Source organism: Nocardia arseniciresistens (assembly GCF_046764875.1).
GTDB lineage: Bacteria > Actinomycetota > Actinomycetes > Mycobacteriales > Mycobacteriaceae > Nocardia > Nocardia arseniciresistens.
In genome coordinates, this window is the sequence record NZ_JBKORD010000019.1 from 46,800 (window position 1) to 72,591 (window position 25,792).

The 25,792-nt window shown below is 65.0% G+C and carries 21 protein-coding genes and 4 tRNA genes; 12 read left to right on the forward strand and 13 right to left on the reverse strand.

Annotated features, from left to right (window positions below; genetic code table 11):
• Nucleotides 1–4 precede the first annotated feature (4 nt).
• The 5 genes from dusB to ACLMAJ_RS30680 form a co-directional block, all read right to left on the reverse strand.
• Entirely contained in the window at nucleotides 5–1,147 is a 1,143-nt protein-coding gene (gene dusB, locus ACLMAJ_RS30660) for a tRNA dihydrouridine synthase DusB (protein WP_412017482.1), read from the reverse strand.
• A gap of 95 nt (nucleotides 1,148–1,242) precedes the next feature.
• Complete coding sequence (locus ACLMAJ_RS30665) at nucleotides 1,243–2,109, reverse strand: SDR family oxidoreductase (protein WP_412017343.1); 867 nt, start codon at nucleotides 2,107–2,109, stop codon at nucleotides 1,243–1,245.
• Nucleotides 2,110–2,650: 541 nt separating this feature from the next.
• On the reverse strand, nucleotides 2,651–3,616 hold the full coding sequence (locus tag ACLMAJ_RS30670) for an acyl-ACP desaturase (protein ID WP_412017344.1): 966 nt from the start codon (nucleotides 3,614–3,616) through the stop codon (nucleotides 2,651–2,653).
• A gap of 396 nt (nucleotides 3,617–4,012) precedes the next feature.
• Nucleotides 4,013–4,228 (reverse strand): DUF937 domain-containing protein, encoded by a 216-nt coding sequence (locus ACLMAJ_RS30675; protein WP_412017345.1) that lies wholly within the window; start codon nucleotides 4,226–4,228, stop codon nucleotides 4,013–4,015.
• A 169-nt stretch (nucleotides 4,229–4,397) separates the two neighbouring features.
• Nucleotides 4,398–4,470, reverse strand: a tRNA-Lys gene (locus ACLMAJ_RS30680).
• Between the two features lie 847 nt (nucleotides 4,471–5,317).
• On the opposite strand from ACLMAJ_RS30680, the gene ACLMAJ_RS30685 reads away from it, so the two are divergent.
• The 5 genes from ACLMAJ_RS30685 (at nucleotide 5,318) to ACLMAJ_RS30705 (ending at nucleotide 7,397) form a co-directional block, all read left to right on the forward strand.
• A complete protein-coding gene (locus tag ACLMAJ_RS30685) occupies nucleotides 5,318–5,983 on the forward strand; it encodes a TetR family transcriptional regulator (RefSeq protein WP_412017346.1) in 666 nt (221 codons plus the stop codon).
• 94 nt (nucleotides 5,984–6,077) lie between these two features.
• A tRNA-Glu gene (locus ACLMAJ_RS30690) sits at nucleotides 6,078–6,150 on the forward strand.
• Nucleotides 6,151–6,178: 28 nt separating this feature from the next.
• Nucleotides 6,179–6,252 (forward strand) — tRNA-Asp (locus tag ACLMAJ_RS30695).
• Nucleotides 6,253–6,311: 59 nt separating this feature from the next.
• A tRNA-Phe gene (locus tag ACLMAJ_RS30700) sits at nucleotides 6,312–6,385 on the forward strand.
• A 247-nt stretch (nucleotides 6,386–6,632) separates the two neighbouring features.
• Nucleotides 6,633–7,397 (forward strand): hypothetical protein, encoded by a 765-nt coding sequence (locus tag ACLMAJ_RS30705; RefSeq protein ID WP_412017347.1) that lies wholly within the window; start codon nucleotides 6,633–6,635, stop codon nucleotides 7,395–7,397.
• A 1,179-nt stretch (nucleotides 7,398–8,576) separates the two neighbouring features.
• Here ACLMAJ_RS30705 and ACLMAJ_RS30710 read toward each other — a convergent pair.
• Nucleotides 8,577–9,284: a hypothetical protein gene (locus ACLMAJ_RS30710; protein WP_412017348.1), complete on the reverse strand. Its 708-nt coding sequence runs from the start codon at nucleotides 9,282–9,284 to the stop codon at nucleotides 8,577–8,579.
• A 316-nt stretch (nucleotides 9,285–9,600) separates the two neighbouring features.
• The gene (locus tag ACLMAJ_RS30715; protein WP_412017349.1) at nucleotides 9,601–9,996 is read right to left on the reverse strand and encodes a P-loop NTPase family protein; all 396 of its coding nucleotides are present in this window, start codon (nucleotides 9,994–9,996) and stop codon (nucleotides 9,601–9,603) included.
• A gap of 101 nt (nucleotides 9,997–10,097) precedes the next feature.
• On the opposite strand from ACLMAJ_RS30715, the gene ACLMAJ_RS30720 reads away from it, so the two are divergent.
• The 3 genes from ACLMAJ_RS30720 (at nucleotide 10,098) to ACLMAJ_RS30730 (ending at nucleotide 11,655) form a co-directional block, all read left to right on the forward strand.
• Complete coding sequence (locus ACLMAJ_RS30720; protein WP_412017350.1) at nucleotides 10,098–10,424, forward strand: hypothetical protein; 327 nt, start codon at nucleotides 10,098–10,100, stop codon at nucleotides 10,422–10,424.
• Between the two features lie 197 nt (nucleotides 10,425–10,621).
• Nucleotides 10,622–10,807, forward strand: coding sequence for an SPOR domain-containing protein (locus ACLMAJ_RS30725; protein WP_412017351.1), 186 nt, complete (start codon nucleotides 10,622–10,624; stop codon nucleotides 10,805–10,807).
• A gap of 128 nt (nucleotides 10,808–10,935) precedes the next feature.
• On the forward strand, nucleotides 10,936–11,655 hold the full coding sequence (locus ACLMAJ_RS30730; RefSeq protein ID WP_412017352.1) for a polyprenol monophosphomannose synthase: 720 nt from the start codon (nucleotides 10,936–10,938) through the stop codon (nucleotides 11,653–11,655).
• Between the two features lie 66 nt (nucleotides 11,656–11,721).
• Here the strand turns inward: ACLMAJ_RS30730 and ACLMAJ_RS30735 are convergent, their stop codons facing one another.
• From ACLMAJ_RS30735 to ACLMAJ_RS30745, 3 genes are all read right to left on the reverse strand, one after another.
• Entirely contained in the window at nucleotides 11,722–12,171 is a 450-nt protein-coding gene (locus ACLMAJ_RS30735) for a DUF6069 family protein (RefSeq protein ID WP_412017353.1), read from the reverse strand.
• A gap of 131 nt (nucleotides 12,172–12,302) precedes the next feature.
• Nucleotides 12,303–13,742 carry an HAD-IB family hydrolase gene (locus ACLMAJ_RS30740; RefSeq protein WP_412017354.1) on the reverse strand — a complete coding sequence of 480 codons (1,440 nt, stop codon included), beginning with the start codon at nucleotides 13,740–13,742 and terminating at the stop codon, nucleotides 12,303–12,305.
• Complete coding sequence (locus tag ACLMAJ_RS30745; protein WP_412017355.1) at nucleotides 13,742–16,201, reverse strand: glycerol-3-phosphate 1-O-acyltransferase; 2,460 nt, start codon at nucleotides 16,199–16,201, stop codon at nucleotides 13,742–13,744. Before ACLMAJ_RS30745 ends, ACLMAJ_RS30740 begins: the two co-directional genes overlap by 1 nt.
• A 118-nt stretch (nucleotides 16,202–16,319) precedes the next feature.
• On the opposite strand from ACLMAJ_RS30745, the gene ACLMAJ_RS30750 reads away from it, so the two are divergent.
• Both ACLMAJ_RS30750 and ACLMAJ_RS30755 read left to right on the forward strand, forming a co-directional pair.
• Nucleotides 16,320–17,084, forward strand: a complete 765-nt coding sequence (locus ACLMAJ_RS30750) for a DUF2127 domain-containing protein (protein WP_412017356.1) — start codon at nucleotides 16,320–16,322, stop codon at nucleotides 17,082–17,084.
• 105 nt (nucleotides 17,085–17,189) lie between these two features.
• Nucleotides 17,190–18,500, forward strand: a complete 1,311-nt coding sequence (locus tag ACLMAJ_RS30755; RefSeq protein ID WP_412017357.1) for a salicylate synthase — start codon at nucleotides 17,190–17,192, stop codon at nucleotides 18,498–18,500.
• Nucleotides 18,501–18,555: 55 nt separating this feature from the next.
• On the opposite strand, the gene ACLMAJ_RS30760 is transcribed toward ACLMAJ_RS30755, so the two are convergent.
• Nucleotides 18,556–20,169: a (2,3-dihydroxybenzoyl)adenylate synthase gene (locus ACLMAJ_RS30760; RefSeq protein ID WP_412017359.1), complete on the reverse strand. Its 1,614-nt coding sequence runs from the start codon at nucleotides 20,167–20,169 to the stop codon at nucleotides 18,556–18,558.
• Between the two features lie 153 nt (nucleotides 20,170–20,322).
• Between ACLMAJ_RS30760 and ACLMAJ_RS30765 the strand changes: the two genes are divergently transcribed.
• Together ACLMAJ_RS30765 and ACLMAJ_RS30770 are read left to right on the forward strand one after the other, a co-directional pair.
• Entirely contained in the window at nucleotides 20,323–23,934 is a 3,612-nt protein-coding gene (locus ACLMAJ_RS30765) for a non-ribosomal peptide synthetase (protein ID WP_412017360.1), read from the forward strand.
• Nucleotides 23,935–23,995: 61 nt separating this feature from the next.
• Nucleotides 23,996–24,874, forward strand: a complete 879-nt coding sequence (locus ACLMAJ_RS30770; protein ID WP_412017361.1) for an oxidoreductase — start codon at nucleotides 23,996–23,998, stop codon at nucleotides 24,872–24,874.
• Nucleotides 24,875–24,934: 60 nt separating this feature from the next.
• Here the strand turns inward: ACLMAJ_RS30770 and ACLMAJ_RS30775 are convergent, their stop codons facing one another.
• Both ACLMAJ_RS30775 and ACLMAJ_RS30780 read right to left on the reverse strand, forming a co-directional pair.
• Entirely contained in the window at nucleotides 24,935–25,558 is a 624-nt protein-coding gene (locus tag ACLMAJ_RS30775; protein ID WP_412017362.1) for a disulfide bond formation protein B, read from the reverse strand.
• Nucleotides 25,558–25,722 carry a DUF5993 family protein gene (locus tag ACLMAJ_RS30780; protein WP_412017363.1) on the reverse strand — a complete coding sequence of 55 codons (165 nt, stop codon included), beginning with the start codon at nucleotides 25,720–25,722 and terminating at the stop codon, nucleotides 25,558–25,560. The genes ACLMAJ_RS30775 and ACLMAJ_RS30780 overlap by 1 nt, the downstream gene beginning before the upstream one ends.
• Nucleotides 25,723–25,792: the final 70 nt, after the last annotated feature.

The following is a 25,792-nucleotide window of genomic DNA, read 5'->3' on the forward strand; positions in this document are numbered from 1 at the left end:
GAAATCAGCCGCCGCTGTGCATCAGATCCGCGCCCTCCGGCACGGCGGGATCGTCAGGATCGTCGAGCCAGCCGTGCGGCAACGCGACCTTGCCCGGCGAGCCCTGTCGTCCGCGCGGCCCCTCGGCATCCTTCGGGAACGGTGCGTCCGGATCGAGTTGGCCTATCAGATCCCGCAACTGGGTCAGCTGCGACACCGTGGCGAAGGACCGGCGTAGATCGGCGCCGACCGGGAAGCCCATCAGGTACCACGCCATGTGCTTGCGCAGGTCGCGCATCGCCTTGTCCTCACCGAGGTGCTCCGACAGCAGTGCGGCATGCCGGTAGAGCACCTCGCCGACGCGGCCGAGGTCCGGTGCCTCCGGGAGCGGCTCACCGCGCAGCGCCGCCTGAAGTTCGCCGAACAGCCACGGCCTCCCGAGGCAGCCGCGGCCGACTACGACACCGTCGCAACCGGTTTCGTCCATCATCCGGACGGCGTCGGCGGCCGAGAAGATATCGCCGTTGCCGAGCACTGGGATCGTCCGCACGGCTTCCTTGAGCCTGGCGATGGCGCTCCAGTCGGCCTGGCCCGAATACCGCTGTGCGGCCGTGCGAGCGTGCAGCGCGACGGCCTTGGCGCCCTCGGCCTCGGCGATGCGACCCGCGTCGAGGTAGGTCAGGTGATCATCGTCGATACCGATGCGGAATTTCACCGTCACCGGAACGCCCGCTGGTTCGGCACCGCTGACCATGGCCCGCACGATTCTGCTGAACAGGGCGCGCTTGTAGGGCAGCGCGGCGCCGCCACCGAGCCGAGTGACCTTCGGTACCGGGCAGCCGAGGTTGAGGTCGATGTGGTCGGCCCAGCCCTCGCCGACGATGATCCGGACAGCCTCGCCGAGGGTCTCGGGGTCTACGCCGTAGAGCTGCATGGAGCGCGGGTGCTCGTCCTCGTCGAAGGACATCATGTGCAGCGTCTTCTCGTTGCGCTCGACCACGGCACGCGCCGTGATCATCTCGCAGACATATATCGAGGTAGAGCTGCCGAATTCCCGGCAAAGCTTGCGGAACGCCAGGTTCGTGATGCCCGCCATCGGCGCGAGCACCACCGGCGGATCGACCGGATACGGCCCGATCCGCAGCGTGGTCTTCGCCTCGGTAGTCATCGTCACGCCCACCAGTGTCTCAAACCGCGGGATGTGACGTGGACTGCGCCGCACCGGCCGCTGGTGCGTGGCGCAGACTCCGCAGGCGCGCGGGCCTATTCGCCGCGAAGCCGTCGGTGGTAGATCTCCCGCACCGCGGGGTCTGGTTGCGTGTAGGCGGTCGTCGCGCCGGTGAATCGGGCTACCGCGAGCTGCGCGCGGTAGGGCATCAGCTGCGCGGACTTGATGATGGCCGCGAGTCTGCGTGGCACCGTCACCATCGGCTTCTGCTGCCGCACCGATCTGACGACGGCCGCGGCGACATCTTCGGGGTCGACCGTGGTCATCGGTGTGATCCAATTCGGCATATTCGCACCGGCGGACAGCTCGGTGCGCACGATGCCTGGCAGCACCGCGCCGACGTGCACGCCGTGCTCCTTCATCTCCAGATGCAGCGCCGAGGTGAAGCCGATCACCGCGTGCTTGGTCGCGCAGTAGGTGGCAAGGCCCGGCAAGCCCTGGGTGCCTGCCAACGAGGCGATGTTGATCAGATGGCCGCTGCCTCGGTCCATGAAGCGCTTGACGGCCAGCCGCGAGCCGTGGATGACTCCGTTGAGGTTGATGTTGATGATCCGGTCGGTCATCGCCTCGTCCTCCTCGGCGAACAGTCCGGTCGGCATGATGCCCGCATTGTTGACCAATACGTCCAGCGGGCCGAGTTCGCCGTCCACCGTGTCGAGGAAGGCGGCGAACGAGGCCCGATCGGTGACGTTCAGCGGCAGTCCGACGATCTTGGCTTCCGGGTCGGCGCCGAGTTCGGCCGCGGTCTTCGAGACCAATTCGACGTCGATGTCGCCGATCGCGACCGCGGCGCCGGCGGCGAGGAATGCCTCGGCGGTGGCACGTCCGATACCGCGCGCACCGCCGGTGATCGCGACGACCTTGCCCGCGAGTGGGGCGTCGTCTTTCGCTGTGCTGGTCATATTCTCGACCCTCCTGCGTTGTCATCGAGCCGTTGGAGCGCACCGCGTCTTTCGCGGCTCTTCGTCGCTCGTTCGGCGCCTATACCTCGAGTGTCGAGGTTCGCGGCCGGATTTTCAGAGGATTCGGCATTGTTTCGACGGTGATCAGGAGGCCGTCATTCTCAGGACATCAATTCCTGGGTCGCGAAGCCAGGCGAATACCGCTCGTCAATTGTCGAACAAGTGCGATGCGATCGGACCGAAGCTCGAACGAAGGAACAGGACGGGCAGCGGCTACAAGGTGAATGTATTCGTCAATGTGAATTCGACAAATGCGCGAAGTCCGGCGGGCGCGCAGACAATGGTGACTTAAATTACGTCACGCTGGATAAGAACTCGGATTTGAAGGTCACCGATGTCGGCGGCGGGCCTGCCGCGACGAAATAGCTCGGCATTCCGATAATGAGATAGCCGGAGATAAACGCGCCGCCCTCCGGTCAACCGGAGGGCGGCGCGTTCTACGTCAGTGGAGCAGCGCTCGGTGCGCTGTTCTCGGGTGGGATCAGCCCACGGCGACCCCGGCCAGTTCGCGCTTCTTGGCCTCGCGGGCCAGCATGCGGTCGCGCTGATCTTCGAACTTGATCACGTCGCCCGCCAGCTTCTCCAGGAAGATGGCGAGTCGATCGCGGACCGCCTCACCGCGGGGGGTGAAGTCGGTGCGCTCGAAGACGTTCCACTTCTTCAGCACCGGCTGCACCACTTCCTCGAGGTGCTGGCGCAGGTCGTAGATGCCGTGCTTGGCCATCAGGACGCCGTTGCGGCGGAAGTTGGGCATGCCTGCGCCGGGCATCTGGAAGTTCTCCAGGATCAGCGTGATCGCCTCGATGGACTGGTCAGGTGACAGATCCAGGGCCGCGCCGCACACATTGCGGTAGAAGATCATGTGCAGGTTCTCGTCGGCGGCGACGCGCTGCAGCATGCGGTCGGCGATCGGGTCGTCACAGACGCGGCCGGTGTTGCGGTGGCTGACCCGGGTGGCGAGTTCCTGGAAGGTCACGTACGCGACCGAGTGCAGGATGCCGGCGTCGGCCTCGGTCGGCGAGGCGAACCCGTTGGTCATGTGGATCATGCGCGCCTCTTCGAGCGCGACCGGATCCACGCCGCGAGTCACGACCAGGTAGTCGCGCATCACGATGCCGTGGCGGTTCTCCTCGGCGGTCCAGCGACCCACCCAGGTGCCCCATGCGCCGTCCTGAGAGAAGTTCTCGGCGATCTCACGGTGGTAGGAGGGCAGGTTGTCCTCGGTCAGCAGGTTGGTGATCATGGCCGCCTTCGCGACCTCGTTCAGCCGGGACTGGTCCGGATCCCAATCCACCCCGCCGAGTGCCGCGAAATTGCGGCCCTCATCCCACGGGACGTAGTCGTGCGGATGCCATTCCTTTGCCAGCGCGAAGTGCCGGTTGACGTTTTCTTCGGCAACCGGCTCCAACTCCGTGAGCAGCTCGAGTTGAGTCAGATCCCTTGCCATACATATGCCCTTCATGTGTGCGTGCGCTCTTGCAGGTCGTCCCCCCAAGGTAAGACCGTGCCGATGCGGCCATACCTTACGGCACCGTAAGTGTGATGCGAAACGCATCTTTCCGACAATCGATGCCCTGGTGATGCACGTCATACGCCTTCGTCGGCGCTCGGCAACCGCGGCAAGTCTAAGACTTCGGCACGCAGCGAGGGGACTATCGCTGTGCGCCCCGAGTTGTTAGCTCGGCGTGCTCGATCACACAAAGCGCCTGGATGTGGGAACTCCGGTGGTCGAACGAAACGCTCGTGCCGGGCCGACACCGGGAGTGTCGAAAGCACGGGTATCAGCGCTTGCCGCCGAAGAGCCCGCCGAGCACATTACCGAGGGCTCCGCCGGCGTTCTTGGTCAGTGCCTCGCCGATCGCGCCGCCGATGCCTCCGCTCTTGCTGCTGCCGCCCACGAGGCGGCGCCTTCCGGCTGGGCGGTATTGGCCTGTAGCCCGCCGAGCAGCGTCGGTAGGGCCGCCTTGACGGCAGTGGTCGCGGTGTTCTCGTCGACGCCCAACTTCTCGGCGATCTGAGTGATGGGTACCTGGGAGAGCAAATCATCGAAGGAAGTCATCAGCTCCACCTGTTTGTCGAGGGTGTTTGGTGTGCGGGGACGCGCACACAATAGGGGAAACACTGCCGGTGGGGTGGTGTTTCGCGGTTGCGGTTGCTGCGGTTGCTGCGTGTCGCGGAGGTGAGATGAGAGGTCGGGCGCCCGGTTTCGAACCGGACGCCCGACAAGGTGCCCCCAGTAGGGCTCGAACCTACGACCTGCGGATTAAAAGTCCGTAGCTCTACCAACTGAGCTATAGGGGCGCGGTGGGACAGTGTAATGCGCCGGTCCGATATCCGGTAACCGGGGCGGCGGCGCGTCGGGCGCGACGGGGCGCCGCCGTAGGCGACTGCCCTCGGCTTCGCCGAGAGATGGTGTGGCGACGGGTAACAAAGGGTGCGAGCGTAGCGATGCTGCCGGTAAACAACTGGTACCCAGCTTTGTTCATTTCACCCAGACATGGATATCATCGAAACATGTTGCCTACCAAAGTCTTTCGATTTGCGGAGGGCGCGGAGCCGGAGCTCGGGGGAGCGCGTCGTCGGTGCGAGCGGATGCCGCGCGTCGCATGGTCACGCCACCGGTCGGCCGGTCGAGTCGGGTGAACGTGACTGCGACGCTGTCGAATTCGGAGTTCGGGCAGATGCCTCGTGCTGATTGCGAGATGTTTGCTGTAACGGACAGCCGGGCTCGGTTACGACCTTACTCTCCAGTTTGCCGCGTGTCGGATGACGATTCCGGGTACGGTGACGACCTGGTGAATATCGGAAGAATCGCCGTCTTGCCCGGCGGTCCGGAATTCGGCTTATCGTTGTTGTGCCCGAACGTGTCGCGACCGGTACGGCCGATCGCGGCTTCCTACGATTCGACGCCGGGGGAGGCAGATTCAAGACATACGTATACCCGGGTGCGCACCCCCTGCGGCGCACCCGGGCAGGCAAACTATACCAGCTGGTGTGTTTCGGGATTTTCGCAAGTTTTCGTACCGAAAGTTTGAAACTGGGCGAAAACCCGGTTTGAAGTATTGATAAAACTCATAACTTCGCGCCAAGGGTCTGTTCTTTTGGGGGCATCGATTGGCGGCGAGTAGGCTTCGGAGGCGTTTCGAGCATGGCACGGCAGCAAGAGCGGGCCCGCCGGACACGCGCGGCGATTATCAGGTCCGCCGCCGTTGAGTTCGGGAAGAGCGGCTATGCCGCTGCATCGCTCAACCGCATATTAGAAGGTTCGCGCGCCACCAAGGGCGCCATGTACTTCCATTTCGATTCCAAGGAAGATCTGGCTCGGGCCGTTCTGGAGACGGCGGTCGAGCGCTATCGCGCCTCGGCCGAACGCTGGGTTACCAGAACGGATCTCAGTGCGCTGGACATCCTGCACGGCATGATCGACGAGATGGCGCTGCGATTGGAGCACGACATCATCGTCCAGGCCGAGTACCGGCTGATCATCGAGCCCGATTTCTATCGGGACGTGCAAACCGGCGGCGGGCGGATCCTCGGCCGCGCCACCAGGATGCTCACCGTCCGTGCCATCGAGCAGGGACAGTTGCGCGCCGACGCGGATCCGGACCGGTTCGCCCGCACGCTGGCCGCCGCGCTCGCGGGCCAGCGCTACATGGTGGATCTCTTCGGCGGCGGAGCGGATCTGCGCGTCAGATTCCAGGAGGCGCTCGAGGTGATCGTCGAGGCGATGGCCACTCCGGAGTGGGGCGAGAAGTTCCGCAAGGATGGCTGGCAGGCTCGAGCTCGCCTGGAAGACCTCGGTTTAGGGCTTTGACCAGCCGGTTTGGAAAGCTCCACTGGTCTGTCATAAGCTAACCGGGCTCCCAACGGACACCCGTTGAAAGCCGGTCTGGAGGAATCCAGGACGAGCCCCCTTCGTCTAGCGGCCTAGGACGCCGCCCTTTCAAGGCGGTAGCGCGGGTTCGAATCCCGTAGGGGGTACGGTCTTCGGATCGTTGGTAGTAAGCAAGGCCCTGTGGCGCAGTTGGTTAGCGCGCCGCCCTGTCACGGCGGAGGTCGCGGGTTCGAGTCCCGTCAGGGTCGCAAGATAAGTGCCGGAGAAATCCGGCACTTCGCGTATGGCATTCAACACAGGTGCCTGCGGCCAGGTAGCTCAGTTGGTACGAGCGTCCGCCTGAAAAGCGGAAGGTCGCCGGTTCGATCCCGGCCCTGGCCACTCAATCCCTCTGACTTATCGCCTGGTCGGGGGGATTTTCGCGTTTTATACCCAGTGGGGGCACCCGACCGCGAGTGACCGCTGTTGGCCGCCGGTTTCCGGCCTATGTTGCACGTATGTCGCACGGGGCCCTGTAACGCTCATCACAGCCTGTGGATCATCTCTGTGATGGTTGTTGCTTGAACTAGTTGATCGGGGGAACAGGATGCCGAGCTCATCCGGTTCGCAGCGGGTACACGGCGAGAACATGCGGGAGCAAGCTGAGCGTGCGGCAGTGAAGCTTCGCGAGGAGTTCCGTGATCGACAGGACGCGTTCGCTCTCAAGGTGCAGCAAGCCAGTTCCGATGCGGAACGCCAACGACTGACCGAGAGGTTGACGAGCGACCGAACTGCTTTCAAGAACGCGGAGAAGGCCGCCGGACGGCTTCAGGCCGGTGCCAATCCAATGATCAAGCAGGAGATGTGGTTGACATGGATTGGTGTTGCAGTCCGTCACGCTGTTGAGGCTCAAGCGGCGAATCAGTTGGGGCCCAAGGCTCTCAGCCAAGAGTTTCCGGCGTCACTGGTTGCCGTGACGGCCAGCGCTCACACGGTTGAGGCGGTCTATCGCGAGCTCCAGTTCCTGCTGGACCCTGTGCGGCTGGCCAAGGATCGAGATGATCGCCATGATCAGTCCGTCCGAAATGCGATCGCCGAAGCCTTCGTGCTGACGTCGGCGGCGAAACAGCGGCTGGGTGAATCGCTGCGCCAACTCTTCGGGTGGAGAAACTTGGCAGTGCATCCCTATTCCACGTTGAAACCGGTCGTTGAGTACACCCCGGGGATCATGTCGTCGGTTGAAGTAGCGACGTTCAACGCGCGCACAAGCAGGACAGCAGTGGACTGCGCTCTGGACGTTCTGGCGATAACCGCTGCGCCGCAACAGACAGGGAGTCCATGGGTCGCGCGGTGGGTGTCGACGTACGCCAATAGCCACCCGAATGTGATCGACCCCCTGCGTGCCCTGTTGTAGGTGACCGCCTCTTCTTGCACCGACTGCTCCTCTCCCTGCTTCCTCATACAGGCCATCTCTGAGCTGACGGTAGGGCGAGTCAAGGGTGGCGAATGCCATCACGGAGTGACGCGTAGCGCCCTTTACTCGCCTGGACGGCTGTCAGATGATTGGGCCGATGAGGAGGCGGGGGATGTTCGTACGTATCACCAGGTTTCGCAGGAATCGTCGCTGGGAGCTCCGATGCCCGCGTGGTTGGAGAGGGGGCTCTCGGATTCCACGTGCTCGAACATGGCGGCCAGGATCGGAACCACAGCCAAGTACCCCGTTCAGTGGCCGGCCTTTTCGTGCACGGGCTGCGGGAGAGACGGTCGGGGACGGCTCACGTCGTGCCCACACTTCCCGGACATTGCAAAAGCCAGCCATAGTGTCCTGGAGTGAAATTGCGGGAGTGAGTGCGCCACCGACGTGCCGACGCGCCGCGTCCGGAGCGTGCGTAGGGAAGCGTTGCGCGTCGCCGCGCGGCGGCGGCGCATGCGTCGCCGCAGGCGGCGCTCTTGATCCTTAATGGCGGAATTCGGCAACAACCGGTGTAGGAGTCTGAGCGCCAACGTAATCCGGGTACAGCTGGGATGACGCTCAGGTTGATCGCGTGGCTGGGTGGTTGCAGGCGTCGGTGGCCGGTGGAGTGTGGATGATGTATCCGCATCGTCGACAGGTGTGCAGCCGGTGGCCTCCGCCTGCTTGGACGCAGGAGAGCCAGCCAACCAGTACCTGGTTCGGTCCGAGTGGATGCCTACGTGGGCAGGCAACCGGGCTGGGTTCCACGTAGGTTCCAGCAGGGGTCCGATACAGGCGGCCGGGTTGGACAACCCGGCCGTCGTCGAGGGTGTAGATCGGACGCCAATCATCGAACATATATTCGATGATTGCAGGTGTTCCGGTTCGTGAAGAGTTGGTGGCGGGATGTGGCCGACCATCGTATCTGTCACTTGATCACGTATCTGTCACCATGACTCCACGTCGCAGCCGCACCGGGCGACCGAGAGTCATCCGACCACGATCACGCGGCTCGCCGGTATGCCCAGTCCGGTGCTGGTCTTCCGCTGAGTTGGAGTCCATCGGCGCGCTGTTGGCCCATCTGAGCTCGTCCGCGCCGGGCGTCAGCGAGACGTGTGGTTCGCTCCTCGACGGTGCGTCTCAGGGGATTCCGAGGTCTTCTCGGGCCTGTTCGAGGAAGGACGTCAGGAAGTCTCTGGTCCCGAGCACCATCCGGTCGATCTCGGCGATCAGCGGCGGGCCGTCCTGGCGCAGGCCCTCGTCGGTCTCTTCGGACCCGCCGAGATTACGCGCGACGAATGGATTGAGATGATTAGTCGTGAAGGGCCTGTAGTGGTCGTTGGCGAAACTCTCGACGGAGGGCACCAGCTTAAGATTTCCAACCAGCAAGACAGTGGTCATGGCCCGCCAGATCATCTGTCCCTTGTCGAAGAGCTTGAGTACTTGTGCACGGACTTCTTCGCGATCGGGCGGGTTCTGGGTCAATTCACCCTGCAAGCCACCGAGCGCCTCGACGTACGCCATGAGTGCGGCAGCGAGTTCGGCGTAGGCCGTTTGCCGCTTGTCTCGCACTACCTGGGCGGCCTCGGCTTTCTCGCGACTTTCCAGCTGGTTTGTGCTGACGTAGATCGCCGATCCGGCCGAGACCCCGCTGGACACTATCGCCGCGCACAACGCGGCGACCAGAGCGTAGCGGCCGCTGCGGATCGCGACCCGCACGTCTCGTTCCAGGTTTGACGCTGCTGCGGCAGCCGGTGCGGGCGCATCACGCGGCAGCGCCGTCACCGACTTGTCCGCTGCCTTAGGTTCCGGGGTGCTGTCGAGCGCGGGTTCCTTCTCGGTATCCATCGGTTGCACCGATCCTCGTCCCGACCTGGATTCACGCTGGCTGTTGCCTATTTTAGTGTCTTTCGAGTGATCGTCCCCGGCACAGAGTAATGGGCTACTCGACTCTCGCCATAGGAGCCAGCCCAGAATCAGCGGTTCGTTGCTGATGACGGAGCGCGTCGTGGAGCTGGTCGAGCAGGATTGATTCCTGGCACAACAACGATGAAAAATCGGTGACAGATACCATGATCAGAGCGACAAAAACCACGAGGTCGGGCGCCGCCGCTGGTGACAGATGTGGTGGTCAGTCACACGGGAAAAGTTGGGCCGCGCTAGTTCATGTTGGTTGAACGAGGCCGCGAATCTGGCGGGCCGGGCCATCCGCGTCGACGGCGTCTGTGTCGATGGTGTAGTCGGCGTCCGCAAGCACTGGCGTGGTATCCCATGCGGCCAGACGCTCGGCTGTGTCACCGGTGTGTCGTTGAATGCTGCGATCACGAGCGGATTCCCGAGTGCATCGAAGCTGGACGACCAGCCATTTAACATTGGGTAGCGCACGTCGGAGTGCGGGGATCACCTCAGGTTGCCCCGCATGGACAACCGGTATTGACCCGTTTTCGATCAGGGTGGAGAGCGCGGGTTGGTCGATTGCGTAATGGGAGTTATACCGTTGGTTCTCCCAAATGATTGCACCGGCGGCGCGCAATTTGTCTAGCGCCACTTCTGTAGTCATTCGGTATCCGTCAGTGCGACCTGGTCCTGATTTCAGCCGTCTGAACAGGCGAAATCGGTGGTCCGTGTTGCTCGGTAGGTGTCCACGGGGAGAGGGCGTGTATGCCCATGGTGCGGCGGTTCTGGATCGAATTCGATCGGAGCCGCGGATCAGTTCTCTGGTGGACCGGGCCGTACGCCGGTGTGACCGGCTTCGACGAGCAGGACTGTTTGGCGATGGTGGCGGATCTACTCGCCGACGGCGCGGAGTTACCTCCGGTGCGCCGCATCATTGTGGACGTCTCACTGGCCGAGGAACTTCCGGTGAACCCTCTTGCTCTCGGAGTCCCGGTGTGGCGAGGGGTCTGGTACCCGCCGGTGAACCTTCGGACCGGGCCGAACCTTGCTCGGCGCCCGCCTCGGAATCACGCCACGCCTGCGGGCCGGTAAAGACTGCCACTGTGGGGTGCGCCCGTATCGGCCCGCATCGACGCTCTCGATCAGGCTGGGGGCGTCGGTGCCAATCGATATCCATGGTGGGCTAGACGGTCGTTCTCGCCGCTCGACGACTATCTCGTGAGAGCATGGGTAACTCATCGGGTACGGCCGGAACCTGGCCCGTCGAATACGCGGAGAGGCGGACGAGCATGGCTGAGCGCTGGTATTACTGCCTGAAGCATCAGCGGGCCGAGCAGGGCCGGCAGTGCTGGTTCCGGGATCGGATGGGGCCGTATCCGGATCAGACGACGGCCGAGCGAGCGTTGGATATCGTCAAGGCCCGCAATGTGAGTGAGGATGCGAAGGATCGCTCCTGGCGTGACGGTGACAACTGAGTATCGAGCCTCCGGTGCATGCGCTCAGGTGCCCTTTAGGTCGATCAAGTACGGTTTCCTGAAATCAGACGAATACTCGGGGTCCTGTCGTGGGCTCAGGGCTGACAGGTGAGCAGGGAGGGCGACCCTTGAGGGTTACCGTTGTTGTGCCGACCTACAACGAGCGGGAGAATCTGCCGGTTGCGGTGGAGCGGCTGACGGCGCTGCCAGTGCCCGACCTGCATGTGCTCGTGGTGGATGACAATTCGCCGGACGGGACCGGTGAGGTCGCGGACAAGTTGGCGGCGGAGCTGCCCAACGCTGTCGGCGTGCTGCATCGCACCGAGAAGGACGGACTTGGCAGGGCCTACATCGCAGGGATCACGCGTGCGCTCGACGAAGGCGCCGACGTGGTGATCCAGATGGACGCCGACCTATCCCATCCGGCCGAGGTGATTCCGGCGATGCTGGAGAAGCTGACGACAACCGACGCCGGCGTGGTCCTCGGATCGCGGTACGTGCCGGGCGGGTCGACCGCCTCGGAGTGGAAGTGGTACCGCAAGGCGCTTTCGTCGTGGGCCAATTTCTATGTGAACCTGATCCTGCGGCTCGGGGTGAAGGACGCCACCGCCGGATTCAAGGCGTGGAAGGCGGATACGCTGCGCGCGATCGACGTCGCCTCAATCCGCAGCAATGGCTACTCGTTCCAGGTCGAGATGAACTACCGGACGATCCAGAAGGGCATCGAGATCGCCGAGGTGCCGATCCGTTTCGAGGAACGCACCATCGGCGCGTCCAAGATGAGCCTCAAGGTGCAGCTGGAATCGGCCCTGATGCCGTGGAAGCTGCTTTTCGGCCGCAAGGTATAGCCGCACAGTCGAACAGCGCAGGGCCCCGCGATCCATTCGGATGCGGGGCCCTGCGCTGTGTCGGGCTCAGGACGCACTCAGTCCGCGCCGCAACCCCTCCAGGCCGACGACGATGACCGGCGCGAGCACCACGTGCATCATCGACAGCGCGACCGTGGTCGCGGTATCGAAATCGGCGGCGACGGTCAGGCCGATGGTGGCGATGGAGAGCGCCGCGCCGACGATCTCGGCCACCCGAAGCACGCCGACCCAGCGGTAGGACAGCAGCGCGGCGACGGTCAGGCCGATCAGCAGCGGGACGGCCGACATGATGATCACGCCGCCGGGTGCGACGCTCTGCACGTCGGCGCCCTTCATGACCTCGAAGGAGCCGCCCGCCGCTGCCCCGATGAGCCAGACGACGACGTTGGCGGCGACAGCTGTCGCGGCGGCGCCGAGTATCGCGGTCGGACGGTTGAGTGCGGGGATGCGGAGGGTGCCGCGGACGGTGGTGGTGTGGGTGGTTGCGGTTGTCATGACGTTCTCCCTCATCGGAATCTGTGAACTTGTCCGACTCCAGGATGGAACCTCAATAATTGTTCAGGTCAAACTCGCGCGAAGTGAAGCAACCCACAGTGCGGCAGGGAATGAAAACGGATCCCGAAGCGCTAGACCGCGTCCGGTTTCGGCCAGTTCAGCAGGGTGTCGATGTACAGCTGCCGTACCGCTTCGACCTCGTCGTCCATGTCGTCGGGATCCCAGCCGCTCACATCGATGGGTGCGAGGATCGCGACATCCACCGTGCCCTTGCGCGCGATCATCGAATTGCGCCAAGAGATTTCGCCCGCATTGCGGATCACCACCGGGATCACCGGCACACCCGCCTGCAGTGCGATATGGAACGCGCCTTTCTTGAACGGCAGCGGGCTCGGCGTGTACGAGCGGTGCCCCTCTGGCGCGATGGCGATGGACAGGCCGCCGCGCAGGGTCTCGACCACCGGTGCGAGCGCCGCCTTCGCCTGTTCGGTATTGGAGCGGTCGATGAATGTGACGCCGACAAACCGCATCAGCGGCCCGAATACCGGATTGCGGGTCAACTCCTTCTTCCCGATGCCGGTGACGCCACCCTCCAGGACTTTGGGCACGATGATGACGTCGAATTGGCTCTGATGGTTGAAGAGGAAGACGGCGGGCCTCGGCGCGCGCGCATTCTCCGCGCCGGAGACGCGGATTCGCACGCCGATAGCCCCGAGGGTGCCGCGCGTCCCATAGGCCATCAGTCCATCGGCCATCTTCCTGCGCTGCCTCGTGTATGACTTGGCGATCACGCCGAGCAGCGCGCCGCCGAGCAGCGCGACGAAACCCGCCAGCGTGCGGCCATAGTCGGTTGGGCGGGGGATCTTCCTCGGCCGAAAGGACAGCTGCGGCCAATCCTGTTCGGCGGCGATAACACCGAGTCGCCTATCGGGGTTGACCGCCACCGGGTGGCCGACCAGCGACAGCAGTGGCAAGTCGGCCAGTGCGTCGGAATAGGCATAGCTGCGGCCGAGGTCTATGCCTGCCGCGGCGGCGAATTCGCGGACCGCGTCGGCCTTGCCGTTGCGCCACAACGGCTTTCCCTCGACATACCCGGTGAGAACGCCGTCGCTCGTCGCCATCGAGGTGTACAGGACGTGCTCGATGCCCAGCTCGGCGGCGGCGGGCGCCACCTGAAACCGGGTCAGCGAGGTGGCAAGCACCACGGTATGACCTGCGGCCTCGTGGGTCCGAATGAGCTGCCACGCTTCGGGATACAGACGCCCGTAGATGGCCTTCTCGAAGAGTCGCTTGCCGAGTGCGTCGAGCTCGGCCTCCGTCTGCCCGGCCAGTGACTGCATGGAAAGCTGCACGAACCGCCCGTATTCGCCGTCGGTGAGGCCGTTGCGGATACCGCCGAGCAGCGTTGCTGCCGCGGCTCGTGGTGCGTTCGGTCCGAAGGCGCGGCGCGGCAACGACGGCCGGTCGAACCCGTCGACGATGGTGCCGCCGAAGTCGAAGACGGCGGCGATATCGGGTCCCTGCGGTCCGGAGCGAATCGCGGCGATGGCCGATTCGAGATCCGCACTCATCACGGCTCCCGCACTAGTCGGTTCGACGGATCCAATGCGGCCGCCTGCGAAATGCGATGGCCGATGGCGCGCAGCCGGTCGGCGAACTCGATTCTGCGCTTGGTCAATTCGGCCCTCCGCTTGGCCGAATCCTGCTCGACCGGTACCAGCAGACCGTGATTGTCCGCGAGTTTCAGTGCACTGGTGAACAGTTCGGTCGAGACCGATTCCGGGCTGTGCAGCCGCTGTTGCAAGATCATCTGTTTACCGACGCGGACGCATTCGTCGATGAACAGCTTGCGGTCGATCTCCTCGGCGGGGTCACGGGCGGCAAGGCGCTCGGCCACCACCAGCTGCGCGTCGAGGAACGAGCGCAGGGTGCGGTGCGCCATCATGAATCCGGATCCGGTGAGTGTGGCGAGCACGTCCGTGCCGAAAGTGTCCTCGGTGGTGTGGCTGTGCCAATCCTGGTCGAGTACAAGCATTTCCGTGGTCATCTGTTCGGCGAACTCCGACCGTTCGGGGAAGAAGAAGTCGAATTTCAACAGGTCGCGCAGCCGGAAGGCCTCGTCCCAGCCTTCCTTCAGTTGATTCGGAGCGGGCGTATCGACCGCTGTCAGGATGGCGAGTTCGAGGATCGCGCGGTTGATGAACCAGTGCACGGCGCTGTTGCGGTAGAAAGCGGCCTCCAGGTGGGCGCCCGCCTCGATCGAGTAGACCGGTTCCAGGCCGCCGCGATAGACGGTGACCACCTTGGCAAGCGAAAGCTGTTCCAGCACTACCGCGAGACTTTGTTCGTCACGCAACGCGTCGATCTCACCACGCGGCAGATTGCGCTTCTCGATGTAGTTCAGTACCGGAGCGAGCACCGTGCGCACCTCGCCGAGGGTGAGCGCGCGCTCGTGCACGCCCAGCAGTGCGAGGGTGGCCAACGCGTTGACCGTGATCGGGGTGACCGCGTTGATGCCGACCGCGACCTCGAACGCCAACCGCTGCACGGCTTTTCGCTCGAGCTCCACGACCTTGTCCTCGGCTGTGGTGGTGCCGGGGACGTCCGGAGTCGCATCGGTGCTGTGCAGCGGGATGGACAGTGGTGGCGTGGTGAGCGGATCGCCGTAGGCCGCGAGCCTGTCGCGAGCCGAGAGCGGCTCGCCGAATCTCACATAGACGTGTCCGGCCGAATGCTGTTGGCTGCGAATATAACGCGCAAGCCAGCCGAGGCCCTCGGGCTTCTTCTTCCCGCCCGACTGCTCGGTGGCGATGGCGCCGAGCTCGTTGAGCCGCTCGTAGGTGATCGACACCGGAACCAGCATGACGTCGTCGACGCGATTCGAACGCACGGCGGCGGCAAGGTAATTCAGCAACCCGTAACGCGGCGGTCGCAACTTGCCGGTTCTGGTGCGGCCGCCCTCGAAGTACCACTCCAGGTTGAATCGTTTGGCAAGCAGGTAGGCGAAGTATTCCTCGACAACCGCCTTGTAGACCTCGTCGTCACCGAAGCTGCGCCGAATGAAGACGGTGCCGGTGCGCCGCGCGATCGGACCCATCGGCCAGAAGCTCAGGTTGGCGCCGCCGATCACATGGTTCGGTGGGAAATCATTTCGGGCCAGCACATCACCGAGCACGAAGGCATCGACGTAGGAGCGGTGCGATGGCAGGAAGACCAGCGGATGGCGCCGGTTGAGCGCCCGTAGATCGGCCAGCCCGGACTCCTCGGTGTGCACCTTCCAGGTGGAGGCGTGCACCGGCCGCATGGCCTGGGTGAACAGATCCGAGACCAGCCTGCTCTGCGCGGCAACGAGTTCCCGCAGCCCCTTCTCCGCCCTGCGATACACCTCGTGCGGGCTTGCGCCGATCTGATCGGCGATGACGTCGAGCCGGTGCAGGAATTGAGGGGAGTCGAGGATTTCCTCGGCGACCAGTCGTGGCACCTTGTACCGATCGCCGATCACATTGCGTTCGGCGCGCTCGAGCACCACGAGCGCGGCGCGCACGATGGCGCGCGCGAACGGCTCGGCGGAGCCCGCTGTGACCAGCGCGGCGGCCTCGGGATTGTTGTCGCGCAGCTCGCTGAGCAGCGCGGGCTGGCCGGTGAGCACGACATGGCGGTCGGGTGATTTGCCGATGAGCCTGCGCTGGGCGAATCGGTGCGGATTGCGCGGATTGCTCAGCAGTGCCAGATCGGCGAAGGTGACGCGGCGGACGCCGTCGCGTTCGGGTGGCAGCCACAGCACCCGTACCGGGACGACGAGCGGATCGTCGTTGCGGCCGACCAGCCGGGTGGCGATGGCGCCTGCGTCCAAATCGAGCTGGGTGACGGGTGCGTGCACGCCGAATTCCTTGGCGATGCCGCCCTCGGTGAGCCATGCGCCGACGAGTTCGCGCTCGACTCCGGATCCCGCGTCGACGAGAGCAACCACCGACTTGGGTGTCGTTGCTCGCTGAGCTTGCGCGGGTGAGTCCCCGCGGTGATCGATCATGACCAGATCCCTCCGCAACTGACGTTCCCCCTATTCAAGCCCGCCAGCGGATTCCGCGCAGGAACTCCGGCCCGCGAGTTCGCCGTTGGTCGGCTGGTGCGCGCATTAGGCTGCGCGGATGGACTGGGCGTTGCGCGCGTGCGGCTGGCGTGGTCACTACACCTATGCGCCGGACGAGGCCGATCTGCGAGACCGGCTGCGAGTGGCGACGGTCGCGGGGGAGGCATGGCGCTGCCTGCGGTGTGGCACCTTTGTGCCGGGCGACCCGATCGGTTCCGGACCGGCCGATCATGCGCCGGAGGTGCCGCGCGGCAGACTGCTGCGCGACCGCTGGCTGATGCGCGCGCTGGCGATCGAGCGCTTGCTGCGCGGCCTGCTCCTCGTGGTCGCGGCGGTGGTCGTCTTCGAATTCCGTACCTCCCGCGAGACCATGCGGGCGGCGTTCGACGAGGATCTGCCGCTGTTGCGGCCGTTCGCCGATCAAATCGGGTGGGATATCGATCGATCCAAGCTCGTGCGTCTGGCGGGTGAGGCGTTCGACCTGTCGAGTACGGCGTTGATGTGGATCGGGATCGGGATCCTTGCTTATGCGGGCATGCAGGCGATCGAGGCGGTCGGGCTGTGGCTCGTCAAGCGCTGGGGTGAGTACTTCGCGGTCGTCGCGACGAGCATATTTCTACCGTTGGAGATCTACGAATTGACCGAGAAGATCACCGCATTGCGCATCGGCGCGCTGGTGATCAATATCGTGGCCGTGGTGTGGCTGGTCTACAGCAAGCGACTGTTCGGCTTGCGCGGTGGTGGCGCGGCGTATCACGCCGAGCACAGTGCGGAGAGCCTACTGAGCGTCGAAAGGTCGGCGATCGCGCTCCCCGGTAAATGACCCGGTGGCGGGTCAATTGTTGTGGTTGTCAGCACAGTTCCCGCTAAGCCAGGTAATGCTAACCTTACCTCTCAAAGTTAGGTCAGCTTTACCTTTGGAGGATCGTTGTCGACTACGGAACGCTTGCGCCTCGAGTATGTGACCGATCCGGCGGCAGCGATGTCCCGGCTTGCGGCGGCCGGTCTGTTCGGCGAGTACGTCATGTACGAGCGCCCGGGTGAATGGGTCTTCGCGGCCGACCCGCTCGGCAGCGTGGAACTGGACGTCCACGAGCTGCGCATGGTGTGGGAGGGGCAGACGACAACCAGTGCGTGGGAGGGCAGCCCCGCGAGCGTGATCGACCGCGCGCTCGCCACACTGCCGCTCGACGAACGACAGGCCTACGGCTGGATCGGATTCGAATTCTGCGCGTGGGCGCTCGACGCGACCGCGCACCTGCATCCGCGAACGGCCCTCGCGCACCTGATGATTCCGCGCATCGAGGTGGCGCTCGGTGAATTCGGCGTCCGAATCTCCGGTGCGACCCCGGCCGAAACCTGCGATATCCACGATCTCATCGCCGCCTCGCAGGAAAGCGAACTGCCGCAGCCGCATCCGGCCGATATTCACCTCGACCCGACCGGATACCGCGATCGGGTCACCGAGGCGATCGGCGAAATCCGCTCGGGGCGCTACCAGAAGGTCATCCTGTCCAGGAAGGTCGATCTGCCGTTCGTGGTCGATGTGCCCGCCACCTATCGGCTCGGCCGGGCCAACAACACCCCGGCCAGGTCCTTCCTGTTGCGGCTCGGCGGACTCGAGGCGGCGGGATTCAGTCCGGAGCTGGTCGCTTCGGTCGACGAGGATCGCGTGGTCACCACCGAACCGCTCGCGGGCACCCGCGCCTTCGGCCGCGGCCACGACCTCGATATGGCGGCCAGGGCGGATCTGATCACCGATCCGAAAGAAATTGTCGAGCACGCTATTTCGGTACAGACATCGTTCAGTGAGATCGCCGCGGTCGCCGCTCCGGGCACGTCCGCGGTCTCGGACTTCATGGCGGTGCGCGAGCGCGGCAGCGTCCAGCACCTCGCCTCCACGGTGCGCGGCAGGCTCGCCGCCGACCGCTCCAGCTGGGACGCGCTGGAGATGCTCTTCCCGTCGGTCACCGCCTCGGGCATCCCGAAGCGCGAGGGCGTCGACTCCGTATTCCGTCTCGACGGCGCCCCGCGTGGCCTGTATGCCGGTGCGGTAGTGACGATTTCCCCCACCGGTGCCATGGAGGCCACCCTGGTGCTGCGCGCGGTCTACCAGAACGCCGAGGGCGCCTGGCTGCGCGCGGGCGCGGGCATTGTCGGTCAGTCGGTTCCCGAGCGTGAGTTCGAGGAGACCTGCGAAAAGCTCGGCAGCGTAGCGCCTTACGTGGTGAAGGCATAGCGTCGAAAAGGGGCGCGGCCGAGGGGATCTCGGCCGTGCCCCCTTGTTTTCGCCCTCAGCCTTCGGCGCGCAGAACTTTCTTATCGATCTTGCCGACGGCGGTGAGTGGGAGGGCCTCGGCCTGCCGCAGCACGTCGGGAAGTTTGTAGGTGGCCAGGCCACGGCCGGAGAGGAAAGCCTTGATCTCGGCCAGGGTCGGCATTGCGTTGTCGACTACCAGGACGGCACAGACCTTTTCGCCGAGCGATGCGTCCGGCAGGCCCACCGCGGCGGCGTGGCGGACGGCGGGGTAGGCGAGGAGATGTTCTTCGAGCTCGTCGCAGGAGATGTTCTCGCCGCCGCGGTTGATGACGTCCTTGATGCGGCCGGAGACGATCAGGTGGCCGGTGGGAAGACGGCGGACCAGGTCGCCGCTGCGGTAGTAGCCGTCGGGAGTGAAGGCGCGCGAGTTGTGCTCGGGTGCGCGGTAGTAGCCGCGAATTGTGTAAGGCCCCTTGGTGAGTAGCTCGCCCTCGGCACCGGGGGCGACGTCATTGCCTTCGGCGTCGACGACGCGGACCTCATCGGCGGGCGAGAGCGGGCGGCCCTGGGTGGTGCACACGATATCGGCCGGATCATCGAGGCGGGTGTAGTTGAGCAGCCCCTCGGCCATGCCGAAAACCTGTTGCAGTTTCACGCCGAGTGCGGGCTCCACATCGCGAGCATTGACCTCTGCCAAGCGGGCCCCACCGACCTGTAATAGGCGCAGCGAGCCGAGGTCGGCATCCTCCCATTCGGTTGCCGCGCACCATAACTGAGCCAACGGCGGCACCACCGCGGTGACCGTGACCCGATGCCGTTGGATCATCGCGAAGGCATTCTCCGGACTCGGGTCGGTGAGGAAGGCCATCGCGCCGCCGACACCGACGGTGCCGAGAATGCCCGGGCAGGCCAGCGGGAAGTTGTGTGCCGCGGGCAGCGCCGCGAGATAGACATCTTCCTCGGTCAATCCACAGACTTCCGCACTCGCGGTGGCGTTGTAGACGTAGTCGTCGTGGGTGCGAGCGATCAGCTTGGGCAGCCCGGTCGTGCCACCGGAGACCAGCATCAGCGCGACATCGCTTGGGTCGATCTTCGGGAGCGAATCGCCGTCGCGTGGAATCGAGTTCAGGTCGGTGTGAGTTCCCGGGGCGCCGAGGACCAGCACGTGCCGCACCGCCGGAACGGATTGCCGGACCGTCGCAGCGAGGTCTCGGTAGTCGAAGTCGCCGAGGCGGTCGGCGATGAGATAGGCGACCGCGCCGGAAAGCTGGGCCAGGTGCTCGATTTCGGCCCTGCGGTGCGCGGGCAGGGTCAGCACCGGGATGATCCCCGCGCGCAGCAATCCGAACAGCACCGTCGCGAATTCGGGCACATTCGGCAGCTGTACCACGACGCGATCGCCGGGCGCGATGCCGAGCGCGAGCAGTCCGTGCGCCATCCGGTCGGCATCGGAATCGAGCTCCGCGTAGCTGCGCGCGACAGCGCCATCGAGCAGCGCGGTGCGAAGCGGGTGCTGCCGCGCCGTATCCCGCAACAGGTCGCCGATCGCTCGACCGGTCCAGTACCCGGCCGACCGGTAGGCGTCGGCCTCGGTGGGCGGGAAAGGGACATAGCCGTCGCGATGAGTTGTGTTGTCTGTCGTAGTCACGGATCTGCCTCACAGAATCGGAGCAAGCGGATAGATGCCGCACGAGTCGGGTCTAGTAACAAAGGTTAGGCAACCCTATCTCAATGCGTTAGGCTGCTGCGGAGCAGTCTCGATCCGCCGATGACGGCGGCAACCAAGGAGTGACAGCGGTCTATGGAGCCAGCACAGCGACAGGGTGACGGAGCCGAACGCGCGGGGGTAGCAGCGAACGGCCCGGTGATCGGCCGGGATGAGATCCGTGCCGCGATCGCCGGGCAACTCGACATCACCACCGACGCGATCATCGACGGCGACGACCTCATCGAGCTGGGCCTCGACTCGATCCGAACCATGAAGCTCGCCGGTGCGTGGCGCAAGCGCGGCATCGACATCAACTTCGCACTCCTGGCGGCGAATCCGACGGTCGACGGATGGTACGAGCTGCTCGGCGGCTCGGATCGGTCGGACGATGCGGCACCGCTTGCGACTGCTGGCGGGTCGCTCGAAACAGCACCGCTTGCGACTGCTGGCGGGGCGCTCGAAAACGTTCAGCAGGATGACAGTCAGGTGGCCGGCGCGCAGCAAGACGGTCAGTCCGAGGACGCCCCGTTTCCGCTCGCACCGATGCAGCACGCGTACTGGATCGGGCGATCGGAATCACAGGACCTCGGGGGTGTCGCGGCACATCTGTACGTTGAATTCGACGGCGCCGGTGTCGATCCGGTACGGCTCGAACGCGCCGTCGCCGACCTCGTCGCCGCGCATCCGATGCTGCGCACCAGATTTCTGCAGGATGGGACGCAACAGGCCATGGCCGCACCGGGTCGGCCGGTGTTCAGCGTCGTCGATCTGCGTTCGCACGCCGTCGACGACGCCGAGGCGGAGCTGGCCGGTTTGCGCGACAGCAAGACCCACCAGCGGCTGGCGATCGAGGACGGGCAGGTCCTGGACGTCTCCCTCACCCTGCTCGCCGACGATCGGACCCGCCTGCACCTCGACGTCGACATGTTGGCAGGCGACGCGATGAGCTACCGGGTGCTGATCACCGATCTCGCCGCGCTCTATCACGGTGGCACGCTGGCGCCCCAGACCTACAGCTACCGGCGCTACCGCACCGAACAGCACCTCGACGCCGTGACCTTCGAGCGCGATAAGCAGTGGTGGCGCGACCGGCTCCCCGAGCTGCCCGACGCGCCCGAGCTGCCGACGATCCCGGTCAGCGAACGTACCGAACCGCACCGGACCGTACGCTATAACCACTGGTTGGAGCCCGAGGCCAAGGCGCGGCTGCTCGCCGCCGCGCACGCGCGCGGCATCACGCCCGCGATGGCGCTTGCCGCGGTGTTCGCCGAGACCATCGGCGGCTGGTCGGCGCAAAGCAGGTTCCTGCTGAATGTGCCGCTGTTCCATCGGGAACCGGTGCACAAGGATATCGACCGCGTCATCGGCGACTTCACCTCGTCGATCATGCTCGAGGTGGACGTGAGCGACGATGTGACCGTCACCGAGCGAGCCAGAAGGCTACAGCGCGCCATGCACGAAAGCGGTGCGCACACCGGCTATTCGGGCCTGGAGGTACTGCGCGACCTCGGTCGTCATCGCGGCGAGCCGGTGCTCGCGCCGATCGTCTACACCAGTGCCCTCAATCTGGGCGAGCTGTTCGCCGACTCGGTGACCGGTACTTTCGGTGAGCCGGTGTGGATCATTTCGCAAGGGCCGCAGGTCCTGCTGGATGCGCAGGTCACCGAGGTGCGTGGCGGATTGCTGCTCAACTGGGACGTCAGGGAGTCCGCGTTTCCGGCGGGGGTGGTCGATGCGATGTTCGCCAGTTACACCGATTCCATCGGCCGACTCGGTGCGGGCGAGGCTGGCTGGAACGCCGAAGCCGCTGTGCGCCTGCCGGTTTCGCAGGCTTCCGTGCGTGCGTCGGTGAACGCGACGGATGGACCGGTGACCGGCCGCGCACTGCACCAGGGCTTTTTCGAGCATGCCGCCGCGACGCCGGACGCACCGGCCGTGCTGTGGCGCCGCGACGGCCTCGACGGGGCATGGAGCTATCACGAGTTGTCGGAGCAGGTGCTCGCGGTGGCGGGTGCGTTGCGGGACAACGGGGTTCGGCCCGGTGCCACGGTGGCGGTACAGCTGCCCAAGGGGCCGGATCAGATTCTTGCGGTGCTCGGCGTGCTCGCCGCGGGTGCGACGTATGTCCCGATCGGCTTCGATCAGCCTGTCGGACGGCGGGCCGAGATCCTGCGCACGGGTGAGGTGGTCGCGGCGCTCACTGTCGACGGTGCCGACATGGGACAGTCCGACCTCACCGTGGTGCCGTTGTCGGTCGCGCGCAAGCATTCGAATCCGCTGCAGGACCCGGTGATACCGGAGCCGGACGCGATCGCCTACGTGCTGTTCACCTCCGGCTCCACCGGGGTGCCCAAGGGAGTCGATGTGCGCCACAGCGGCGCGATGAACACCATCGACGCGGTGAACATCTGGTTCGATGTCGGCCCGAATGACCGGGTGCTCGGCCTTTCGGCGCTGGAGTTCGATGCCTCTGTGTACGACATGTTCGGCATGCTGTCGGTGGGTGGCGCCGTAGTCGCTCTGAGCGTCGAACAGCGCGAGGAGGCGACGAGCTGGGTGGATCTGCTTCGCCACTACCGGGTTTCGATCCTGAACTGCGTGCCGAGCATGCTCGACATGATCCTGGAGATCGGCGGCGACCAGCTCGGGGATTCGCTGCGCGCGGTGACCCTCGGCGGCGACTGGGTCGGTGCGGACCTGGCGCGCAGGCTGGCCAGGCAGGTTCCAGGGTGCCGCTTCTCCGGACTCGGTGGCGCCACCGAAACCTCGATCCACAACACCATCTGCGAGGTGACCGACCCGCCGGAGCACTGGGCGACGGTGCCTTTCGGGGTACCGCTGCGCAATGTGCGGTGCCGAGTGGTCGGCCCCACCGGCCGCGACCGGCCCGATTGGGTGGCAGGCGAGTTCTGGGTCGGCGGTGCGAATGTCGCTGCGGGATACCGCAACGACCCCGAGCGAACCGCCGAACGATTCGTCGACCACGACGACATCCGCTGGTACCGGACCGGTGATATGGCCCGCTACTGGCCCGACGGCACCATCGAATTCCTCGGCCGCGCCGACCATCAGGTGCAGATCCGTGGCTACCGAGTGGAATTGGGCGAAGTGGAAAGTGCCCTGCGTACCGCACCAGGCGTCCGGCATGCTGTTGCAGCGGTGGTGGGCAGCGGCGCGCCTAAGCTGGTCGCCGCGGTGTCCGGTGATGCGGGAGCGACCGTCGACCTCGTCGGCGCGATCTCGGACCTGTTGCCCGGCTACATGATTCCGACGCGGATCGAATTTCTCGAGTACATGCCGCTCACGGCGAACGGGAAATTGGATCGTCGTGCGGTAATGGCGCTGCTGGAACCGGTTGCCGATGAGACACCGGATATCGCACCGCGTAGTCCTCTGGAGGCGGCGCTGGCCGCCGTTGTCGCCGAGGTGCTCGGCGTCGAACGCATCGGTGTGCACGATGACTTCTTCGGTCTCGGCGGTGACTCGGTGCTGGCGACCACCGCCGTCGCGAGAATCCGCGAATGGCTCGACGCCGACCACGTTCTTGTCGCCGATCTACTCATCGGCCGCAACGTAGCGGGTTTGGCCGAGCGCCTGGTCATACGCGAGGAGCGCCAGGGTGCGACCGGGCGGCTGGACGCTGTCGCTGGTATGTACCTGGAGGTCGCCGCGATGAGCGACGACGAGGTGCTCGCTCAGGCATGAGGGCTGTGATCCGCTGCTCGGAGGGGGTGCGATGGTGCCGCATCGGACTAGAATCCAGAGTATGAGCAGGTGGGATACCTCGAATATTCCTGACCAGAGCGGCAGGACCTTCATCGTCACCGGCGCCAACAGCGGGCTGGGGGCGGCGGCGGTCCGGGCGTTGGCCGGCGCGGGGGCGCAGGTGATCTTGGCCTGTCGGAATATGGCCAAGGGCGAGCGGGTGGCCGCGGAGATCGGGCCGCGCGCGCAGGTCCGCAAGCTCGATCTCGCGGACCTGGCCTCGGTCAGGGAGTTCGCCGATTCGGTGGACAAGGCCGATGTGCTGATCAACAACGCGGGCGTGATGGCGGTGCCGCAGGGGCGGACCGCCGATGGCTTCGAAATGCAGGTCGGTACAAACCATCTCGGGCATTTCGCATTGACCGGGTTACTGCTGGACAAGATTTCGGATCGAGTCGTCACCGTGTCCAGCGGTGCGCACCGCACCGGCAAGATCGATCTGGAAGATTTGAACTGGGAGCACCGCAAGTATCAGCGCTGGCCTGCCTACGGCCAGGCGAAGCTGGCCAATCTGATGTTCGCCAACGAGCTGCACCGCAGGCTGACCGCGGCGGGCTCGCCGAAGATCTCGGTCGCCGCGCACCCCGGCTACGCCTCGACAGAGTTGCAGTCGCACACCGAGTCGATCCTGGACACGATCATGAAGTACGGCAACCGGTTGCTGGCGCAGAGCGCCGAGATGGGCGCGCTGCCAGAGCTTTTCGCGGCTACAGATAATGTCGAGCCGGGCGCTTACTACGGACCGGATGGCTGGTTGGGCATGCACGGATATCCGGCACGCTCCAGTTCGAGCGCGGCGTCGAAGGACGAGGAAGTCGCCAGCGGTCTGTGGGAGTTGTCGGAGAAGCTGACCGGCGTCACCTTCAGTATCGGCAACTAGCGGACAGCCGGACATCCTGATGCACTGTGGCATCCGGCCGACTACGTTCGATGGCGACGCTCAGCCCAGGATGTGCAGGTCGTAGAAGAGTTGGTATCGGTTCGGATCGTCGGGCAGGAACCAGTGGAGTCCCTCGAGGAAGAAGACCACTACCAGGTTGACGGCCAACACGATGCCGAGGAACCACAGCGCGATCAGTCCGGCCATGCGATGCGGCATCGCGGGAATCGCCGGTGCCGCGGTGTTATGCGAAAACGACAGCACGACACCGATTGTCGCGATCGCGACGACGAAAAGTATCCAAGCCCAGACATACAGGTGCAGACCGAGCATCGGGTCGCCGTAGCCGGGATCGCCGGGCAGGATGTGCAGCACGGTCTGCCGCCAAGAGGCGAATCCGCCTGCGACGCAACCGACTATCGCCAGCCCCCAGCCGGTCGTGTAGTCGGGGGCCTCGATGGTTCCGTTCATGCCCTCGCGCACGATGAACGCCGCGCCCAGCGCCGCGAGCGCCATGAACATGCGCTGCACGATGCACAGCGGGCACGGGTATTCCCATGCGCCGAACTGGAAGGCGAGCCCGCCGCAGATGATTGCGGTCCAGCCGATCACGAAGATCACCGCGAGCCAGTACTGGATCTGGCCGAGCGCTGTCCGAACCGTCGAAGCCTCGGTGGCGACCATCAGTAATTCAATCCGAGTCCGAGACCGCCGGTGATGTGGTGCGCGAGCAGCAGCACCGTCGCGACCAGCAGCACCCACCACGCACCGATCACCGCCCGCCGGGAACGCTGCTGGAATAGGGCGACCATCGTCGCTAGCAAACCGCCGAAGATTAGCGTGTCCATGGAAAAACGGTACTTGTTTCCGGCTTCTACCTGTCCGAATAGAGCGCTGACACGCCGCTTGTGCGCATTG

Excerpts from the sequence above, each read along its gene's own strand:
- ACLMAJ_RS30665 (WP_412017343.1), bottom strand. The coding sequence starts at position 2,109 with ATGACCAGCACAGCGAAAGACGACGCCCCACTCGCGGGCAAGGTCGTC.
- dusB (WP_412017482.1), bottom strand. The coding sequence starts at position 1,147 with ATGACTACCGAGGCGAAGACCACGCTGCGGATCGGGCCGTATCCGGTC.
- ACLMAJ_RS30770 (WP_412017361.1), top strand. The coding sequence starts at position 23,996 with ATGAGCAGGTGGGATACCTCGAATATTCCTGACCAGAGCGGCAGGACC.
- ACLMAJ_RS30670 (WP_412017344.1), bottom strand. The coding sequence starts at position 3,616 with ATGGCAAGGGATCTGACTCAACTCGAGCTGCTCACGGAGTTGGAGCCG.
- ACLMAJ_RS30775 (WP_412017362.1), bottom strand. The coding sequence starts at position 25,558 with ATGGTCGCCACCGAGGCTTCGACGGTTCGGACAGCGCTCGGCCAGATC.
- ACLMAJ_RS30705 (WP_412017347.1), top strand. The coding sequence starts at position 6,633 with ATGCGGGAGCAAGCTGAGCGTGCGGCAGTGAAGCTTCGCGAGGAGTTC.
- ACLMAJ_RS30750 (WP_412017356.1), top strand. The coding sequence starts at position 16,320 with ATGGACTGGGCGTTGCGCGCGTGCGGCTGGCGTGGTCACTACACCTAT.
- ACLMAJ_RS30710 (WP_412017348.1), bottom strand. The coding sequence starts at position 9,284 with ATGGATACCGAGAAGGAACCCGCGCTCGACAGCACCCCGGAACCTAAG.
- ACLMAJ_RS30740 (WP_412017354.1), bottom strand. The coding sequence starts at position 13,742 with ATGAGTGCGGATCTCGAATCGGCCATCGCCGCGATTCGCTCCGGACCG.
- ACLMAJ_RS30720 (WP_412017350.1), top strand. The coding sequence starts at position 10,098 with ATGCCCATGGTGCGGCGGTTCTGGATCGAATTCGATCGGAGCCGCGGA.
- ACLMAJ_RS30780 (WP_412017363.1), bottom strand. The coding sequence starts at position 25,722 with ATGGACACGCTAATCTTCGGCGGTTTGCTAGCGACGATGGTCGCCCTA.
- ACLMAJ_RS30725 (WP_412017351.1), top strand. The coding sequence starts at position 10,622 with ATGGCTGAGCGCTGGTATTACTGCCTGAAGCATCAGCGGGCCGAGCAG.
- ACLMAJ_RS30675 (WP_412017345.1), bottom strand. The coding sequence starts at position 4,228 with ATGACTTCCTTCGATGATTTGCTCTCCCAGGTACCCATCACTCAGATC.
- ACLMAJ_RS30715 (WP_412017349.1), bottom strand. The coding sequence starts at position 9,996 with ATGACTACAGAAGTGGCGCTAGACAAATTGCGCGCCGCCGGTGCAATC.
- ACLMAJ_RS30765 (WP_412017360.1), top strand. The coding sequence starts at position 20,323 with ATGGAGCCAGCACAGCGACAGGGTGACGGAGCCGAACGCGCGGGGGTA.
- ACLMAJ_RS30685 (WP_412017346.1), top strand. The coding sequence starts at position 5,318 with ATGGCACGGCAGCAAGAGCGGGCCCGCCGGACACGCGCGGCGATTATC.
- ACLMAJ_RS30745 (WP_412017355.1), bottom strand. The coding sequence starts at position 16,201 with ATGATCGATCACCGCGGGGACTCACCCGCGCAAGCTCAGCGAGCAACG.
- ACLMAJ_RS30735 (WP_412017353.1), bottom strand. The coding sequence starts at position 12,171 with ATGACAACCGCAACCACCCACACCACCACCGTCCGCGGCACCCTCCGC.